This window comes from Mycobacterium saskatchewanense (assembly GCF_010729105.1).
In the GTDB taxonomy this organism is placed as follows: domain Bacteria; phylum Actinomycetota; class Actinomycetes; order Mycobacteriales; family Mycobacteriaceae; genus Mycobacterium; species Mycobacterium saskatchewanense.
This window is the reverse complement of the sequence record NZ_AP022573.1, coordinates 3,820,353-3,838,751: the sequence shown is the minus strand read 5'-3', so window position 1 is coordinate 3,838,751 and position 18,399 is coordinate 3,820,353. Positions and strand designations below refer to the sequence as shown.

The window sequence follows — 18,399 nt, the reverse complement described above, 5'->3', positions numbered from 1 at the left end:
GCCGGCATCGGCAGCAGCGCACCGGTCAGCGCTGCTGCCGATGCCTATTTTTCGGCCTGGCCGCGCAGCAGCGCGCGGCGATCCTGGTGGAAGTACGTGTAGCCGGTTGTCAACGCGCACAGCACCGTAGCGGCCACCAGCATCCCGGTCCCGTTGATCACCAGGCTGATGCAACCGCCGAGCGTCGCCCCCGCAACGAAACTCGCGAACAACAGGAAGTACCCGAGCCAGTCCGCCGCCCGCCCCCCGGCGATGTGGCGTTCGATGCCCTGGCCCATCTTGACCAGCGTGCCGGTCACATAACTCAGCGGCACCGACACCTCGCCGTCCTTGACGAATGACGTGTTGAGGGCGCCAATAGCGAAGGCCACCAACAAGATCGGCGCGAAGTCGACGAAGTTCTCCTCCCAGCCCTCGTCGATGACGTCCACCACGGTGGCGGCCAGCAGGCTGAAGGTGGTAAGCACGGTGGGCCCGTGCGGATGTGCCACCCAGAAGTGCCGTCGGCACACCGACGCGACCACCACGCCGGCCACGAAGCACACGATCAACAGGGCCGCCGTGATGGACAGCACCCTGTCACCCCGAAAGAAGCCCAGCGCGGCCCGCTGGGCGTTTCCGGTCATGAACGTGACGAAGTACCCCGCGGAGTGGGTGAATGCAGTGGCACCCAGCACACCGGCCAGCCCCGCCAACACCCACGACAACCGCGACTCGCTGTTGAAAACCTCTCCCGCCACACGACCATGGTTTCAGACGCCCATCCAGATCGCAGGCCGCGCGTAGGAAATTCCTATGTCGTCCCCAGGAGCCCTCAGACGCCGGTGATCCGGGCGATGGACCGCAGCGGTATCGGCAACCATGCCGGCCGGTGACGAGACTCGTAGCCCGCCTCGTAGACAGCCTTGTCGAGCTCGTAGGCGGCCAGCACCTGCGCCGAGTCCCGCGGGTCGATCCCCGACACGGCGGCATATCCGTCGCAGAACGCGGCGCAATTCCGTTCGACCCACTCCCGGGCCCGGGCGGCCAGTTGCTTGTCGGTGGGCTGCTCGACCAGCGGCCCGTAGGCCGCGTATTCGAACGACCGCAACACGCCGGCGACGTCGCGCAACGGGGAATCCGGCGCCCGCCGCTCGTCGAGCGGCTGCCCCGGCTCGCCCTCGAAGTCGATGAGCAACCAGCTCTCGGGGGTGCGCAGCACCTGGCCGAGGTGCAGATCACCGTGCACCCGTTGCACGGTGATCGTCTCGCCCGCGAGCTTGCCGAACCGCTCCTCGATCGTGGCCGCGTACTCCTCCAGTTCCGGGACGGATGCCACGGCCGATGACAGCCTCGCGAGCACCGTGTCCACCGGGAAGGGCGCCTGCGCCGTGCCGAGTTCCTCGGCCAGCGTGGCATGGACGGATGCGACCGCCTCGCCGAGCCGGTTGGACTCGGCGGCGAAGTCACCGCCGACCTCGTAGGCATAGAGATCACCCTCGGCGAACAGGTCGCGCACGCTGGCCGTCGCCATCGCCCAGCCTTCGGCGGCGTTGGACGCGAACTCGGTCACCATTCCCAACGGCCAGGCCTCACCGTCGGATGGCGCCATCTCGTAGGTGCCCAGCAGCCGGGCCACGTGCGGGTTGCCCGCGCGGGCGAGCACCCGGTTCAGCTCGATGTCCGGATTGACGCCGCTGCTGACCCGGCGGAACACCTTGAAGATCGCGCGCCGGTCGAAGATCACGCTGGTGTTGCTCTGCTCGGCATCGGAGACGTGCGGCATCGCCTCCAGCGGCAGCCCGACGCCGGGCTCCTTGGTAAACGTGAGCCGGGTACCCGACGAGTCGCGCTCCGCCGACGAATCGATCAGCGACAGCAGGAATTGCGGCGCGTCCGCGTCGTACAAGGCGTCGAAACCGGTCCGATCGTCGGCTGCGCCGATCGTCGCCACCGTGCTGTACTCGGAGACCGGCGCCGAATCCCACCCGACGATCACCTGGTACCGCTCAGACGGGCCCCTGCTGTACTCGGCTTCGACCAGGACCAGATCGAGGTCCTCCCGCAGCGGGACGACGACACCGGCCTCGGCGGCCGTCAGCTCGCGGTTGCGCCCGGCGTACCAGCGTTGCTGTGGCAGCCACTCAGACCAGGGGAGCTTGGCCGGGCTCCCGGCAGGTGCAGTCATGCGTTCTCCTCACAGGCGGGGGACAGCTGGAACCAGTAGAAGCCGTGTCCCGGCAGCGTCAGTAGATAGGGCAGGTGGCCGATCCGCGGAAACTCGACGTGCCCGGTGAGCTCCACCGGGGTGCACCCGCTCCAGTGCTGCAGGTTCAGCTCAATGGGCTGCGGAAAGCGCGACAGGTTGTTGACGCACAACACGACGTCGCCGTCTTCGCGGGCCTGCCGGACGAAGGCCAGCACCGACGGGTTGGAGCCACCCAGTTCCTCGAACGTCCCGATGGCGAAGGCCTTGTGGCGGCGGCGCACCGAGAGCATCATCCGGGTGAAGTTCAGCAGCGACGTGGAGGTGTCGCGCTGGGCCTCCACGTTGACCGCCTGGTAGCCGTACACCGAGTCCTGGCTGGGCGGCAGGTAGAGGCGGCCGGGGTTGGCCTTGGAGAAGCCCGCGTTGCGGTCCGGGGTCCACTGCATCGGGGTGCGCACCCCGTCGCGGTCGCCGAGCCAGATCACGTCGCCCATGCCGATCTCGTCGCCGTAGTACAGCACCGGTGACCCGGGCAGCGACAACAGCAGCCCGGTGAACAGCTCGATCTGGTTGCGGTCGTTGTCCAGGAGCGGCGCCAGGCGGCGCCGTATCCCGACGTTCGCCTTCATCCGCGGGTCCTTGGCGTACTCGGAGTACATGTAGTCGCGTTCGTCATCGGTGACCATTTCCAGCGTCAACTCGTCGTGGTTGCGCAGGAAGATCCCCCACTGGGCCATGTCGGGGATCTCGGGCGTCTGAGCCATGATCTCCGAGATCGGGAATCGCGACTCCCGGCGGACCGCCATGAAGATGCGCGGCATCAGCGGGAAGTGGAACGCCATGTGACACTCGTCGCCGCCGGTGGTGGGGTCACCGAAGTACTCCACGACGTCGGCCGGCCACTGGTTGGCCTCGGCCAGCAGCACCCGGCCGGGAAACTCGTCGTCGATCACCTTGCGGACGCGCTTGAGGAACGCGTGCGTCTCGGGCAGGTTCTCGCAGTTGGTGCCCTCCCGCTCGAACAGGTAGGGCACGGCGTCCAGCCGGAACCCATCGATCCCCAGCCCGAGCCAGAAGCGCAGTACGTCGATCATCGCCTCTTGCACGGCCGGGTTGTCGTAGTTCAGGTCCGGCTGGTGGGAGAAGAACCGGTGCCAGTAGAACTGCCGGCGCACCGAGTCGAACGTCCAGTTGGACTCCTCGGTGTCCACGAAGATGATGCGAGCGTCGGTGTACTTCTGGCTGGTGTCGCTCCACACGTAGAAGTCGCCGTACGGCCCGTCGGGGTCGTGGCGCGACTCCTGGAACCAGGGATGCGATTCGGATGTGTGGTTCATCACCAAATCGGTGATCACCCGGATGCCACGCTCGTGAGCCGCGTCGAGCAGCGCGACGAAATCATCGACCGTGCCGAACTCGGGCAGCACCTTGTAGAAATCCCTGATGTCGTAGCCACCGTCGCGCAGCGGCGAATCGTAGAACGGCGGGAGCCAGATGCAATCGATCCCCAGCCACTGCAGGTAATCGAGGCGTCCCAAAAGCCCGCGCAGGTCACCCGATCCGTCCGCATTGGCGTCGAAGAACGCGCGAACCAGCACCTCGTAGAAAACGGCGTGCTTGAACCAGGTTGGGTCCGCGGGCAGGGAGGCGGCGTTGGTGAAGTCCTCGGCGTTGGGGTGCTCGACCACGCCCCCCTCCACGTGACTGCCCGCGGTCCGATGGTGCTCGACAGCGTCTTTTGCGTCGTTCATCAGTTCCACGATGCCACGGATACCCGAGGTGCGGCGTTAAGAATCACACACGCAGATAACCAACGAATTACGCCTGGCGGCAAAGGAATTCGCCGCCAGGCGCGCATCGTAGAAATTGGGATCAGGCCGGCGGCCCGTCCGCCAGCGTCACGTTTTGGGTGCGATTCTCACCCGACGCGGTGCGGAAGCTCACAGCGATGGTGTCGCCCGGGTGATGCGGGACCAGCACGTCGGTCATCCCGGTGGCGCCGTTGATCGGCACGCCGTCGACCGAGGTGATGACGTCACCGGGCGATATCCCCGCCTCAGCGGCCGGGCCGCTGGTGACCACCCGCTGGACCCGTGCGCCGCTACCACCGTTGTCGACCACGCCCAGGCCGAGGAAGGCCGTCGGGCCGATGTGCACGGTGCGCGAGGCCGCCCCCGAGCGGATCTGGCCGGCCACCCCCATCGCCCTGCCGATCGGGATGGCGAAGCCCTGACCGCCGGACATCTTGTAGCTGTCGGTGGCCGCGGTGTTCATCCCGATCACCTGTCCGGCGTTGTTCACCATGGGACCGCCCGAGTCGCCGGGCTTGATCGGGGCGTCGGCCTGGATCAGGCCGCCCAGGTTCTCCTCGGCGCCGGTCAGGGTGTCGGTCGCCGACACGCTCTGGTTGAGGGCGAGGACCCTGCCGGCCACCGCGCTGGGCGTTCCGCCCTGCCCACCGGCATTGCCGAGGGCGACCACCGGGTCGCCGACGTTCACTCCGTCGCCGATCGCGGCGGTCGGAAGCCCGGCCGCGCCGCGCAGCTGCAGCACCGCGACGTCCTGGGTCCGGTCGTAGCCGACCACGTCGACGGCGTACGTCTGCCCGTTGCCGACGTCGAACGCGCTGATATCGGTGGCGCCGGAGATCACGTGGTTGTTGGTGAGCACGACACCGTTGGGATCGATGACGATCCCGGTCCCGGCGCCGACCGCATTGTTGTAGCCGAACTTGGTGTTGATGTTGACCACCTGCGGGCCCACCTGGCCGACCAGCGCGGACGGGTCGAGCGGCGCCTGCGGACGATCGCTGAACCGGTCGAGCGCCGGGGTGGACGGCGCCGCGGACGCCGGTATGGAACCCAGGCCCAGACCCAGGCCCAGTCCGACCACGGCCAGCACGCTGACCGACCATGACCGCCAGACTGGGCGGTGCGATTTGCTCATCCCGTCACCTTCCTGCATCGCGATAAACATCAGAACTGTCTCGGCCTCCGGCTCTGGGTGGCAGGACTCCTATGGCTATAACCGTAATGCAGGTAGCCAAGCAGAGCAGAGCCGCACTCTTGTCGACTGCCCATCTTGCTCTGCCGCTACGACTCCACGGCCACGATGCGCTGGGTCAGGTGGTGGCTGACGTCGCCGACCATGTCGATGAGCGTGAGGTCGCGGTAGCAGAACCGCCACTTCCCGTCGGCGCCGCCGACGCACTCGAAACGGTCGTGGTAGCGGCCGGTCACGATGACCTGCAGCGGGAGGTCCGGCGTCTGTTGCAGCACGGTGTAGTAGCTTCGGCACGTCGCGGTGCCGGCGTCCTCGTCGACCTCGATGATCGGGTTGGTGGTCACGTGCTTGGTTCGCGGCGTCCCGTCGTGGAGCACGATCAACGACATCCAGATCGCCAGCAGGCCGGCCGCGTCGATGGTGTCCCCGGGGGTGTCCCCTGGGCCGACCCTGATGCGGGCGTGCTCGAACAGCGCGGCCGCGCCCGCAAGGTCACCGGTGTCGATGCATTCGGCGTAGCGATAGAGGAGGTTGGCGATCTGGGTCTCGGCCCGCATGGGGTTAACCTAGCGCGGCGACGATGCCGACCGGAACGGTCGGAGGAGGAGCCGCGCAATCCTGCCTAGCGCGGCGACGATGCCGACCGGAACGGTCGGAGGAGGAGCCGCGCAATCCTGCCTAGCGCGGCTCTAGGCTCGGGGGGTGGGCGAATTCGACCCGAGGGCCAGTTTTGCGCGATCCCCCGTCGCCCGGTTGGCCACGTCATCGCCCGACGGGATTCCGCACCTGGTGCCGGTGGTGTTCGCCGTCGACGGCGACGTCGTGTACACGGCCGTCGACGCCAAACCCAAGACGACCCGGCGGCTTCGCCGCCTGACCAACATCGCCGACAACCCGCGAGTCTGCCTGCTCGTCGACCACTATGCCGACGACTGGGCGCGGCTGTGGTGGGTGCGGGCCGACGGGGTCGCGGCCATCCACCGAGACCACGACGCGATGACGGCCGGACTCCGGTTGCTGCGCGCGAAATACCCTCAATACCAATTTGTTTCACTGGAAGGCCCGGTGATCTCGGTGACCGTGCACCGCTGGTCGAACTGGCACGCCTGAGCGGAACGGGCCTGGGGGCCCGCGTCTGGCGCCACCCGCCCGATCGATCCCCAGCACGCTCTTGTGGTCGGCGATGGTTGGGGGGAAGGTGGCTGGTAGGTCAACGCAACGACGCGCCCTGGGCAACACGGAGGAAAGTCATGGCGGACAGGACGAATACTTCCCCGGGCCCGGGGGCCGCTCCCACCGCCGACGGTCCGGGTGACATCCGCAACGTGGCCCTGGTGGGGCCCTCGGGGGGCGGTAAGACGACGCTCGTTGAGTCCCTCCTGGTGGCGGCCGGCGTGCTGTCGAGGCCCGGCTCGGTCACCGAGGGCAGCACCGTCTCCGACTACGACGAGGCCGAGATCCGCCAACAGCGATCGGTGGGCGTGGCCGTGGCGTCGCTGGCCCACAGCGGCATCAAGGTCAACCTGATCGATACACCCGGATACGCCGACTTCGTCGGGGAACTGCGGGCCGGGTTGCGGGCCGCGGACTGCGCGTTGTTCGTGATCGCGGCGAACGAGGGCGTCGACGAGCCGACCAAGTCGCTGTGGCGGGAATGCAGCCATGTCGGCATGCCACGCGCCGTGGTGATCACCAAGCTCGACCATGCCCGCGCCAACTATTACGAGGCACTGACCGCCGCACAGAATGCGTTCGGCGACAAGGTTTTACCGCTATACCTGCCGACCGGCCTGCCCGCGTGCGAAGGCCTGATCGGATTGCTCTCGCAGACGCGCTACTCCTACGCCGGCGGCAAGCGGACCGCGCAGCCGCCGGACCCGTCGGACGCGGACCGGATCGAAGAGGCGCGCGGCACGCTGATCGAGGGAATCATCGAGGAATCCGAGGACGAATCGCTGATGGAGCGGTACCTTGGCGGGGAGTCCATCGACGAGTCGGTACTCGTCCAGGACCTCGAGCGGGCCGTTGCCCGGGGATCCTTCTTCCCGGTGATTCCCGTGTGCAGCGGCACCGGCGTCGGCACCCTGGAGTTGCTGGAGGTGGCCACCCGCGGTTTCCCGTCGCCCATGGAACACCCGCTGCCCGAGGTCTTTACGCCGCAGGGCGCGTCGCACACGACCCTGGCCTGTGACCCGGCCGGGCCGCTGCTCGCGGAGGTGGTGAAGACGACGTCCGACCCCTACGTTGGCAGGGTCAGCCTGGTCCGGGTGTTCTCCGGAACGATCAGGCCCGACACGGGCGTCCATGTGTCGGGCCATTTTGCGTCGTTCTTCGGCTCGGCCAACGGGAACGGGAGCTCCCACCCCGACCACGACGAGGACGAGCGCGTCGGCGTCCTGTCCTTTCCGCTCGGCAAGCAACAGCGGCCCGCCCAGGCGGTGGTGGCGGGCGACATCTGCGCGATCGGCAAGCTGAGCCGCGCGGAAACGGGTGACACACTGTCGGACAAGTCCGAGCCGCGCGTGCTGAAACCGTGGACGTTGCCCGAGCCGCTGCTGCCGGTTGCCATCGCGGCACACGCCAAGACCGACGAAGACAAGTTGTCGGTCGGCCTGGGGCGATTGGCCGCCGAAGACCCGACCCTGCGGATCGAGCAGAACTCCGAGACCCATCAGATCGTGCTCTGGTGCATGGGTGAAGCCCACGCGGGTGTCGTGCTCGACGCGCTGGCCAACCGGTACGGCGTCACTGTCGACACCGTGGAACTCCGGGTGCCGCTGCGGGAAACGTTCGGCGGCAAGGCGAAAGGCCACGGCCGCCACGTCAAACAGTCCGGCGGGCACGGCCAGTATGCGGTGTGCGACATCGAGGTCGAACCGCTGCCGGAGGGCGCCGGATTCGAGTTCATCGACAAGGTGGTCGGCGGGGCGGTGCCGCGGCAATTCATACCGAGCGTGGAGAAAGGTGTGCGCGCCCAGATGGAAAAGGGTGTGCACGCCGGCTACCCGATGGTGGACATCCGCGTCACCCTCCTCGACGGCAAAGCCCACAGCGTCGACTCGTCCGACTTCGCGTTCCAGATGGCCGGCGGTTTGGCCCTGCGGGAGGCGGCGGCCGCGACGAAGGTGGCGCTGATGGAGCCGATCGACGAGGTCTCGGTGCTGGTGCCCGACGACTTCGTCGGGGCGGTGCTGGGCGACCTGTCGGCGCGGCGCGGCCGGGTGCTCGGCACGGACACCGTGGCCAACGACCGTACCTTCGTGAGGGCCGAAGTGCCGCAGGCCGAGCTGACGCGCTACGCGATCGACCTGCGCTCACTGGCCCACGGCGCCGCCTCGTTCACCCGTTCGTTCGCCCGCTACGAACCCATGCCCGAGTCCGCCGCCGCGCGGGTGAAGGCGACCGTCTGAGCCGCTCAGGCCTTGCGGCCGAATCGATCTGCCACCGCGCGACGGTCCAGCGATCCTTTCGCGGTGTGCGGCAGTTCGCGCGCCGTCTCGAAGCTGGCCGGCACCTCGAAGGGGGCCAGCCGGCCCCGGCAAAACTCCACAAGCTCGTCGGGCGTGGGCGACGCCCCTTCGCGCGGAACGATCACGGCCGCCACGGCTTCCCCGTAAAGCTTGTCCGGCACGGCGAAGACGGCCGCCTCGAGGACGTCGGGGTGGCTGGCCAGGACGCCCTCGACGTGCTCGGGGGAGATTTTTTCGCCACCCCGGTTGATCAGTTCCTTGATCCGGCCGCGGATCGTCAGGTCACCGGAGGCCGAAACCGACCCGAGGTCGCCGGTCCGCAGCCACCCGTCGGTGAAATTGGCCGCGGTGATCGCGGGGTCGCCGAGGTAGCCGCGGACCACGGTGGGGCCGTGCAGCCAGATCTCCCCGACGGTGCCCGTGGGCACCGGCTGGCCGCCGGAACCGACGATGCGGATCTTCGGGCCGGTCGAGCGACCCACGAGACCGGGTGTCGCGGCGGGGTTCTCGCCGGCCCCGATCCGGGTGGTGGCCACCTGGTGGCTGGCCTCGGTCATGCCGTAGGCGCACACCACCGGCGCCGAGAACGTGTCCTGCAATGCCTGCGCCGTCTCCGCGGTGAGCGGTGCGCTGCAACTGCGGATGAACCGCAGTGCCGCCCGCTCGGTTTGGTGTTCGGCCGTGGCGCGCTCCAGCAGGATCTGATGGATCGTCGGAACCGCGGTGTACCAGGTCGCCCGGACGGCGTCGATGTCGTCCCAGAAGGTGTGCGCCGAGAACCGTCCGCGCGCCGGCAGCACCACGGTGCCGGCGGATGCGAGGGTCGCCAACAGCGCCGCGAGCAGGCCGTGGCCGTGGTACAGCGGCATCACCGCAACGGTGGCGTCGGTCTCCCCGAGCTCGTAGCCGGCGACGATGGCCCGCACCGAGGTGGCGAGGTTGGCGCGCGTCCACGGCACCATCTTCGGCACACCGGTGGTTCCCCCGGTGAACATGATCATGGCGTCGTCGGCGCGTAATCCCTCCGGCGTCGCCACGTCGTCCCTCGGTGCCGTGGCGGCGTCGAGGTGGACCGCGGGCCCGGAGCCGTTGCCGCCGGTCGTCACCGCGATCGGCCACCACCGCAGGGCGGCCTGGTCCTTGTCGCCGGGGCCTTCGCCGTCGACCAGGACGGCCCGCGCCCCGGCCGCCTCACTGCGCTGGTGTTGCTCGCCGACCGGCAGGGCGGGATCCAGCGGCACCGCCACCAGGTCCGCCCGCGACGTCGCCAGCAGGCCGACGACGAACTCGGCATTGCTCCCCGCGCGCAGCGCGACCCGGTCACCGGGCCGCAGGCCGGCCCGCGTCAGCTGTCCGGCCAGGTCGTCGACGAGTCCCACCAGGTCGCCATAGCTCACCGGGATGCGGCCGGCGGTTACCACCAGCGCCGATTTGTCCGGTGAGCGGCGTGCCGCCGCCTTGACCAGGTCCGCGATACGGTCCTGCCCCAGGCCCGGTGCCTCCGTGGCTTGCGTGGTTGAGTCGATCGTCATCGCCGCACCCCTTCCGGTTCGGTGAAAGCCTCTGCTGGCACCATGCCCAGCTACCCGCTCGCTCGTCCAATACTCATCCGATCACGAGCGATAATCCGTTTCTATCGTCAATCGCTGGGTAGCGGGTACGTCTTGGACACCCGACCCGCGCGCGGACCACGGTGATAGGTGATCAGCAGCACCGACCCAGAGGAGTCGTCACCATGACCACTGTTTCGGCATCTTCGGGTGAAGCGCGACGTCTGACCGACGGCTTTCACCTGGTGGTGGCAGCCCTCAAGGCCAACGATGTCGACACGATTTACGGGCTCGTCGGCATCCCGATCACCGACCTCGCCCGGGTCGCGCAGGCGTCCGGTGTTCGCTACCTCGGCTTCCGGCAGGAAACCTCGGCGGGCAACGCCGCGGCCGCCGCCGGGTTCCTCACCGGCCGCCCGGGTGTGTGCCTCACCACGTCCGGGCCCGGTTTCCTCAACGGCCTGCCCGCACTCGCCAACGCGACGACGAACTGCTTCCCGATGATCCAGATCTCGGGTTCGAGCAACCGCGCCATGGTGGATTTGCAGCGCGGTGAGTACCAGGACCTCGACCAGCTCAACGCCGCGAGGCCGTTCGCGAAGGCGGCCTACCGGATCGGCCGGATCGAGGACATCGGCCGCGGCGTCGCCCGCGCCATTCGGACCGCGGTTTCCGGGCGTCCCGGCGGGGTCTACCTCGACATCCCCGCCGAGGTCTTGGGCCAGGCCATGGACGCCTCCGCCGCGGCCGCCACCATCTGGCGGGTCACCGATCCGGCGCCACGTCAGCTTCCGGCGCCGGAGGCGGTCGAGCGCGCGCTGGACGTGCTCAGGCAGGCGCAGCGCCCGCTGATCGTGCTGGGCAAGGGCGCCGCATACGCCAAGGCCGACAGGGAGATCGGGGCGTTCGTCGAGGCGACTGGATTTCCCTTCCTACCGATGTCGATGGCCAAGGGGCTGCTGCCGGACTCCCACCCGCAGTCCGCCGCGGCCGCCCGATCGTTAGCGATCGCGCGCGCCGACGCCGTTCTGCTGGTCGGCGCGCGACTGAATTGGCTGCTGGGCCATGGGCAGTCACCGCAATGGTCCTCCGAGGCCAAGTTCGTGCAAGTCGACATCGCGGCGTCGGAGCTCGACAGCAATCAGCCGATCGCGGCGCCACTCGTCGGCGACATCGGGTCGGTACTGACCGCGCTGTGCGATGCGGTGGCGGCCCGTCCGGTCACTGCGCCCGCGGAGTGGACCAGCGAACTGGCCGACCGAAAAGAACGCAATGACGAGAAGATGCGTCAGCGCCTGGCCGAAAACCCGCATCCCATGCGGTTTTACAACGCGCTCGGCGCCATCCGCGACGTGCTGCACGAAAATCGGGGCGTGTATGTGGTGAACGAGGGGGCCAACGCCCTGGACCTGGCGCGCAACGTGATCGACATGGAGCTGCCGCGCCACCGGCTCGACACCGGAACCTGGGGCGTGATGGGTATCGGCATGGGCTATGCCGTCGCGGCGGCGGTGGAGACCGGCAAGCCGGTGGTGGCGATCGAGGGGGACAGCGCCTTCGGCTTCAGCGGGATGGAAATCGAGACGATCTGCCGCTACCGGCTGCCGGTGACGGTGGTCATCCTCAACAACGGCGGTGTCTACCGCGGTGACGAGGCGCCGGCCGGCAGCGATCCGGCCCCCACCGTGCTGAATGCGCGTGCGCATCACGAACGGATCGCCGAGGCGTTCGGCGGCAAGGGATATCACGTCACCACGCCCTGCGAGCTGCGGTCGGCGCTGACCGAAGCGATCGCCTCGCGGGGACCGTCGATCATCGACTGCGAACTCGACCCGGCTGCCGGGGTGGAAAGCGGGCACCTGGCCGGTCTCAACCCGAAGCGGGCGGCCACCTGATCCGCGGCGGGTCAGCGCCGCCGCGTGATCGTCGTCAGCTGCGCACCGAAGAACTCGTCGAGCCGCAGCCGTCCGGCGGATGCGCTGAGCGCCCGGGCAATCGGCGACCCGGGGCCGGCGGAGCTGGTGGCGAGCGCAACGCCGGACTTGAGGGTCGGGTCGACCAACTCCACCGCCCGGATCTCGGCATTCAACGTCGACGTCCACAGCCAGGTGTGCGGAACGATGCACGCCCAGTCGCCCGTGGCGGCCTGAGCGAACAGCGAAGCGACGGAGTCCGTTTCGACTTGCGGCGTCACGGTGATGTCGTGATCGGCGAAGGCTTTGTCAACGATCTGACGGTCTCGCATGTCGGGTGTCAACAGCGCAAGGGGCAGCTGTGCGGCCTCGGGCCAGCTCAGCGTCGACGCGCCGGCGGGCAACATGTCCGCCGACGAGAGCAACACGTACCGCTCCTCATAGAGGGGCACCAGGTTGACGTCGTGAACCTCGCCGGGCTCGGCGTGGACGATCGCGGCGTCCAACTCGAAGTCGCGCAGGCGCCGGTACAATTCGGTGGCAGCCAGGCGAGAAAGTATGTGCACCTTGACCAGTGGATGCGCCGAGCAGAACGCGGAAAGCAGGAGCGAGGCCGTCGTCGAGGCGGTCGGTACCGTGCCCAGCCGGAGCGTTCCGGTGATGCCCGACCGCACCGCGTGCACCTCGGCCTTGAACGCATCGTGCTCGGCGAGAATGCGCTTGGCCCAGACCACCAACCGCTCACCCTCGGGGGTGAGACCCTCGAAGCTGTGCCCACGGTTGATCAGTGTGACGTCCAGCTCGCGTTCCAGCTTGGCGATCGCCGCCGACAGCGCGGGCTGGGAGACATAGCATTTCTCGGCCGCCCGCGCGAAGTGGCGCTCCTGCGCTACCGCAACGAAGTACTCCAATTGCCGGAAGAGCATCCACACCTCCTCCGCCTAGAGCGCCGTCGGTCGTCAATGCCCGTCGGTTGTCAATGCCGCTGAGGCTAACGCGTCGCTAGGCCGCCAGCCAGTCCAGCGTCTCCGGCAGGTTCCGCACGTGCACGCCGATGGCCCGGCATTCGTCGGCCCCGCGGCCGTACAGGCCCGAAACCGCGTCGGAAACCAGGACGATGCGAAACTCGCGTTCAGACGCCTCGTAGATCGAGGTTCGCGGGCAGTTGGGAAAATTGCAACCCGCGAAAACCAGTGTGTCACTGCCGGTTTGGCGTAGATGCCCGTCAAGGCCGGTGTCATAGAAGGCGCCCCACCTCGATTTGTACATCACGTGCTCGGCGGGTCCGACCTGCTGGAACCCACCGGCCAACAACAACTCGTGGTCCAAATCAACGGCGTGGGGCAGCAATTCCGGGGCGATCTGCGACCCGGGGCTGCCCGGTTCGGCATACCGCGCGCCCTGCTCTATGGATCGGCGGCGGGCCAGATCGGCGTTCGACCCGTCCGCTTGGTAGAGCCGCACGACATGGACGATAGGGAGCCCGCGCCCGCGGAAGGCTCGTGCCAGCTTGGCCATCGCCGGAATCGCCGCGCTCGTACCATCGATCCGCATCGGGGCGTCATCTGCATAGAAATCTCTCTGCACGTCGATGAGCACCAGCGCGGCGGTATCCGCTGACGGGCGCGTATAAGGGTCGTCCAAGCCCATGCCCGCTCCCTCCCAAATTCACCCCGTTGAAATCGAACTCAACCGGTTGACCGCATCGTGATCATGGTGACGGGGCTCAGCAACCGTTGTTTGCTGAAAACTGTAATAGGCAGACGGACAGTAGAATAGCGTTGTGTTCATTGCACCACTCCGAAGGGTCAAGGCGATGCGTCGAGCGGTTCGTTATCTATCCGTTATGGTGGCGATCACGACGCTGGGCCTGTTCGGCCACGTCGCCCTCGGGCGGGCCTCCGTCCCCCTCCCCGAACCCGTGCCGGCCGTCGCCGCGGTTTTGCCCGCCAACGGCGCGGTGGTGGGCGTGGCCCATCCGGTTGTGGTGACGTTCGCGGCACCGGTCGCCGATCGTGGGGCGGCCGAGCGGTCCATCCGGGTCTCGTCGCCGAGCGCCATGCCCGGGCACTTCGAGTGGGTGGGCAACAACGTCGTCCAATGGGTCCCGGCGCAGTACTGGCCCGCCCACTCCCACGTCTCGGTGGCCGTGGCCCACTCCAACGACTCGTTGGGCGTGCAGGCGCTGAACACGGGCTTTGACACCGGTGACCAGTTGCTCGGCGTGGCCAGCCTGTCGGACCACACGTTCACGGTCAGCCGGAACGGCGAAGTGCTGCGCACCATGCCGGCCTCGATGGGCAAGCCCAGCCGGCCCACGCCGCTCGGCAGCTTCACCGCCCTGGAGAAGCAGCGCAGCGTGGTGATGGACTCGCGGACGATCGGCATCCCGCTGAGCTCACCCGAGGGTTACAAGATCACCGCTCAGTACGCCGTGCGCGTGACCTGGGGCGGCGTCTACGTGCACTCGGCCCCGTGGTCGGTGGACTCCCAGGGCCACGCCAACGTCAGCCACGGCTGCATCAACCTCAGCCCCGACAACGCCGCCTGGTACTTCAACCAGGTCAACGTCGGCGACCCCATCCAGGTCGTCGCCTGACCCCATCCCCGCTGCTGTGACGGCACTCACAGGGGTTGAACGGAAGATGCCCCAGAGGCAGTGAGTTCTCGGTATACGAGCAATCGGAACGAGAGGCTGCCCATGATCGATGATGCGAAGCTCCAGGACGGCGCCCCGTCAGGTCTCGGCGGCAGGCAGCGCGAACGGTTGACCCGGTTGTATGCCGACGACCCGCAATTCCGGGGCGCCAGGCCCGACACCACCCTGCAGGCCGCGGCGCGCCGCCCGGGGCTCCGGCTGCCGCAGATCCTGGAGACGCTCGTCCGGGGCTACGCGGACCGCCCGGCCGTCGGCTGGCGGGCGCGCTCGGTGACCACCGATCCCGAGACCGGCCGCACCACGACGCGACTGCTGCCGCGTTTCGACACGCTCACCTACCGCGAGCTCTGGGACAACGTGCGCGCGATCGCGACCGCGTGGCGCCGGGACGCCCCGAACCCGGTGGCGCCCGGAGACTTCGTCGCCACCTTGGGCTTCGCCAGCCCCGAGTACCTGACCGTCGACCTGGTGTGCGCGTACCTCGGCCTGGTGGCGGTGCCACTGCAGCACAACGCTTCGGCCTCGCGGCTGCGGCCGATCGTCGAGGAGGCCGAGCCGCGCGTTCTCGCCACGGGCGCCGGATATCTGGACCTCGCCGTCGAGGCGGCGCTGGCCAGCACCTCGCTGCGTCGACTCGTCGTATTCGACTACCAGCCCGAGGTGGACGAGCAGCGCGAGAACCTCGATCGCGCACGGGCGAAGCTGGCCGCCGCGAAAGTGACGCTGACGATCGAGACGTTCGACGAGCTCGTCGAACGTGGGCGCGGGTTGCCGCCGGAGCCGGTCTACCTCGGCGGCACCGATGAGCGGTTGGCGATGATCATGTACACCTCGGGGAGCACCGGATTGCCCAAGGGCGCCATGTACACCGAGCGCATGGTCGGCAAGGTCTGGACAAACCAGTTGATGCCGGATCTCGCCGAAACGCCGGTGTTCAACGTCAACTTCATGCCGCTGAACCACCTCGGCGGCCGGATTCCGCTGTCGACGGCGTTCCAGGCCGGCGGCACCAGCTATTTCGTGCCGGAGAGCGACCTGTCCACCTTGTTCGAGGACTGGACGCTGGTGCGGCCCACGGAGATGGGCCTGGTTCCGCGGGTGGCCGAGATGTTGTATCAGCGCTACCAGAGCGGGATGGACCGGCGGGTCGGCGACGGCGCCGATAGCGCTTCCGCGGAGGCCGAGGCCATGGCCGAGCTGCGCGAAGACGTGCTGGGGGGACGCATCATCACCGCCTTCTGCGGCACCGCGCCGCTCGCCGCGGAGATGAAGGGCTTCGTCGAGGCGTGCCTGGACGTGCACGTGCTCGACGGGTACGGGCTGACCGAGGTCGGCATGGTGTCCAAGGACGGCCGCATCGTCAGTCCGCCGGTGCTCGACTACAAGCTCGTCGACGTCCCCGAGCTGGGCTACTTCCACACCGACAAGCCGCATCCCCGCGGTGAGCTACTGATCAAGTCGCTCACCGCCACGCCCGGCTACTTCAAGCGGCCCGACGTGACCGCCAACGCGTTCGACGAGGACGGTTACTACCGGACCGGTGACGTGATGGCGGAGCTCGAGCCCGGCCGGCTCGCGTATGTCGACCGGCGCAACAACGTGCTGAAGCTGTCCCAGGGCGAGTTCGTCGCCGTGGCCCGGCTGGAGGCCATCTTCGCCAGCGCCGGGCTCGTCCGGCAGATCTTCGTGTACGGCAACAGCGAACGCCCCTACCTGCTGGCGGTCGTCGTCCCCACCACCGACGCGCTCGAGAAATTTGCTGACGACGAAGACGGGTTACGAGCGGCCCTGAGCGAATCGCTGCGCCAGGCAGCCAGACTCGCCGAACTGCAGTCCTATGAGGTGCCCGTCGACTTCCTGATCGAGTACCAGCCGTTCAGCGAGGACAGCGGGCTGCTGTCCGGGGTGGGCAAGCTGCTGCGGCCAAAGCTCAAGGAGCACTACGGGGAACGGCTCGAGCAGTTGTACGCGGAGCTGGCCGCCACTCGAGCGACGGAGTTGCGCGCGTTGCGCGAAGGGGCCGCGGACCGGCCCGTCGTCGACACGCTGGCCCGCGCGGCCGAGGCGCTGCTCGGGCTGGCCGGCGGCCCTCCGGAACCCGACGCGCGGTTCATCGAGCTGGGCGGTGACTCGCTGTCGGCGCTGACCTTCTCCAACCTGCTGCGCGACGTCTTCGACGTCGACGTACCGGTGGGGCAGATCATCGGCCCGGCGACCGACCTCCGTCAACTCGCGAATTTCATTGCATCCGAACGCGAAACGGGATCGCAGCGCCCCACATTCGCGACGGTGCACGGGCGCGAGGCGACCGAGGTCCGCGCGGCGGACCTGAAGCTGGCGGCGTTCATCGACGCCAAGACGCTCGCCGAGGCCCCGACGCTACCCAGCGCCGCCGGCACGCCGCACACCGTGCTGCTGACCGGGGCCAACGGTTACCTCGGGCGCTTCCTCTGCCTGGAGTGGCTGGAGCGACTGTCCGAAACCGGGGGACGGCTCATCTGCATCGTGCGGGGCGTGGACGACGAGGCGGCCGCCAGGCGCCTGGGCGACGTCTTCGACAGCGGTGACCCGGAACTGGTCAGGCGTTTCCGCGACCTGGCGGCCAACCACCTCGAGGTCATCGCCGGCGACATCGGCGAACCGCAAATGGGTGTGAGTCAAGAGGTTTGGGACCGGCTGGTCCGGGACGTCGACCACATCGTGCACCCGGCGGCGCTCGTCAACCACGTTTTGCCCTACGACCAGTTGTTCGGGCCCAACGTCGTGGGCACCGCCGAGGTGATCCGCCTGGCGATCACCGGCCGGATCAAGCCGGTCACGTATTTGTCGACGGTGGCCGTGGCCATGTCGGTCGATCCGGGCCGGTTCACCGAGGACGGCGACATCCGCACCATCAGTCCGGCGCGGCCCCTCGACGCGAGCTACGCCAACGGATACGCGAACAGCAAATGGGCCGGCGAGGTGCTGCTCCGCGAGGCGCACCACCTGTGCGGTCTGCCGGTGGCCGTTTTTCGGTCGGACATGATCCTGGCCCACAGCCGCTACGCCGGGCAGTTGAACGTGCCGGATGCGTTCACACGCTTGATCATCAGCCTCCTGGCGACCGGCATCGCCCCGTCGTCGTTCTATCGGGCCGGCGACGACGGCACCCGGGCGATCGCCCACTACGACGGGCTGCCCGCAGACTTCGTAGCCGAGGCGGTCACCACGCTCGGCGAGCAAATGGCAAATGCCACCGAGGATTCCGGAGGCTTCCGGTCGTTCGACGTGATGAACCCGCACGACGACGGCGTCTCCCTTGACGTGTTCGTGGATTGGTTGATCGGCGCCGGCCACGACATCCGGCGCATCGACGACTACGACGAGTGGCTCAGCCGGTTCGAGACGGCGCTTCGGGCGCTGCCGGACAGGCAGCGTCAGCACTCGGCGCTGCCGTTGCTGGACGCCTACCGGGAGCCGGAGCGGCCGCTGCGGGGGGCGCCGGCGCCGACCGACGTGTTCCGCAGAGCCGTGCAGACGGCGAAAATCGGTGCGGACGAAGACATTCCACATCTGTCGGCGGCCTTGCTCGACAAGTACGTCGCGGATTTACGGGTGCTGGGCCTCGTCTGAGCCC

General features: G+C 68.3%; 13 protein-coding genes. 5 read left to right on the top strand and 8 right to left on the bottom strand.

The annotated features are described in order from the left end of the window. Nucleotides 1-44 precede the first annotated feature (44 nt). The 5 genes from G6N56_RS18065 to G6N56_RS18045 all read right to left on the bottom strand — a co-directional run bounded on the left by G6N56_RS18065 (nucleotide 45) and on the right by G6N56_RS18045 (nucleotide 5,748). Nucleotides 45-740: a YoaK family protein gene (locus G6N56_RS18065; RefSeq protein WP_085254323.1), complete on the bottom strand. Its 696-nt coding sequence runs from the start codon at nucleotides 738-740 to the stop codon at nucleotides 45-47. A 74-nt stretch (nucleotides 741-814) separates the two neighbouring features. Continuing rightward, nucleotides 815-2,167, bottom strand: coding sequence for a maltokinase N-terminal cap-like domain-containing protein (locus G6N56_RS18060; RefSeq protein WP_085254322.1), 1,353 nt, complete (start codon nucleotides 2,165-2,167; stop codon nucleotides 815-817). Further along, nucleotides 2,164-3,939 carry a maltose alpha-D-glucosyltransferase gene (gene treS / locus G6N56_RS18055; protein WP_085254431.1) on the bottom strand — a complete coding sequence of 592 codons (1,776 nt, stop codon included), beginning with the start codon at nucleotides 3,937-3,939 and terminating at the stop codon, nucleotides 2,164-2,166. Before treS ends, G6N56_RS18060 begins: the two co-directional genes overlap by 4 nt. Nucleotides 3,940-4,060: 121 nt before the next feature. Then, complete coding sequence (locus G6N56_RS18050) at nucleotides 4,061-5,134, bottom strand: S1C family serine protease (RefSeq protein ID WP_085254430.1); 1,074 nt, start codon at nucleotides 5,132-5,134, stop codon at nucleotides 4,061-4,063. Between the two features lie 146 nt (nucleotides 5,135-5,280). Next, entirely contained in the window at nucleotides 5,281-5,748 is a 468-nt protein-coding gene (locus G6N56_RS18045; protein ID WP_085254321.1) for a nuclear transport factor 2 family protein, read from the bottom strand. 145 nt (nucleotides 5,749-5,893) lie between these two features. On the opposite strand from G6N56_RS18045, the gene G6N56_RS18040 reads away from it, so the two are divergent. Both G6N56_RS18040 and G6N56_RS18035 read left to right on the top strand, forming a co-directional pair. Continuing rightward, the gene (locus G6N56_RS18040) at nucleotides 5,894-6,301 is read left to right on the top strand and encodes a TIGR03668 family PPOX class F420-dependent oxidoreductase (protein ID WP_085254320.1); all 408 of its coding nucleotides are present in this window, start codon (nucleotides 5,894-5,896) and stop codon (nucleotides 6,299-6,301) included. Nucleotides 6,302-6,441: 140 nt separating this feature from the next. Further along, on the top strand, nucleotides 6,442-8,601 hold the full coding sequence (locus G6N56_RS18035) for an elongation factor G-like protein EF-G2 (RefSeq protein ID WP_085254319.1): 2,160 nt from the start codon (nucleotides 6,442-6,444) through the stop codon (nucleotides 8,599-8,601). 5 nt (nucleotides 8,602-8,606) lie between these two features. Here the strand turns inward: G6N56_RS18035 and G6N56_RS18030 are convergent, their stop codons facing one another. Beyond that, nucleotides 8,607-10,193, bottom strand: coding sequence for a FadD7 family fatty acid--CoA ligase (locus tag G6N56_RS18030; RefSeq protein ID WP_085254318.1), 1,587 nt, complete (start codon nucleotides 10,191-10,193; stop codon nucleotides 8,607-8,609). 203 nt (nucleotides 10,194-10,396) lie between these two features. On the opposite strand from G6N56_RS18030, the gene oxc reads away from it, so the two are divergent. Then, nucleotides 10,397-12,106, top strand: coding sequence for an oxalyl-CoA decarboxylase (oxc, locus tag G6N56_RS18025; protein WP_085254317.1), 1,710 nt, complete (start codon nucleotides 10,397-10,399; stop codon nucleotides 12,104-12,106). 11 nt (nucleotides 12,107-12,117) lie between these two features. On the opposite strand, the gene G6N56_RS18020 is transcribed toward oxc, so the two are convergent. After that, nucleotides 12,118-13,050: a LysR family transcriptional regulator gene (locus G6N56_RS18020; RefSeq protein WP_085254429.1), complete on the bottom strand. Its 933-nt coding sequence runs from the start codon at nucleotides 13,048-13,050 to the stop codon at nucleotides 12,118-12,120. Between the two features lie 76 nt (nucleotides 13,051-13,126). Continuing rightward, complete coding sequence (locus tag G6N56_RS18015; RefSeq protein WP_085254316.1) at nucleotides 13,127-13,774, bottom strand: cysteine hydrolase family protein; 648 nt, start codon at nucleotides 13,772-13,774, stop codon at nucleotides 13,127-13,129. Nucleotides 13,775-13,940: 166 nt separating this feature from the next. Between G6N56_RS18015 and G6N56_RS18010 the strand changes: the two genes are divergently transcribed. Then, on the top strand, nucleotides 13,941-14,723 hold the full coding sequence (locus G6N56_RS18010; RefSeq protein ID WP_085254315.1) for a L,D-transpeptidase: 783 nt from the start codon (nucleotides 13,941-13,943) through the stop codon (nucleotides 14,721-14,723). Nucleotides 14,724-14,825: 102 nt separating this feature from the next. Next, a complete protein-coding gene (car, locus tag G6N56_RS18005; protein WP_085254314.1) occupies nucleotides 14,826-18,395 on the top strand; it encodes a carboxylic acid reductase in 3,570 nt (1,189 codons plus the stop codon). Nucleotides 18,396-18,399: the final 4 nt, after the last annotated feature.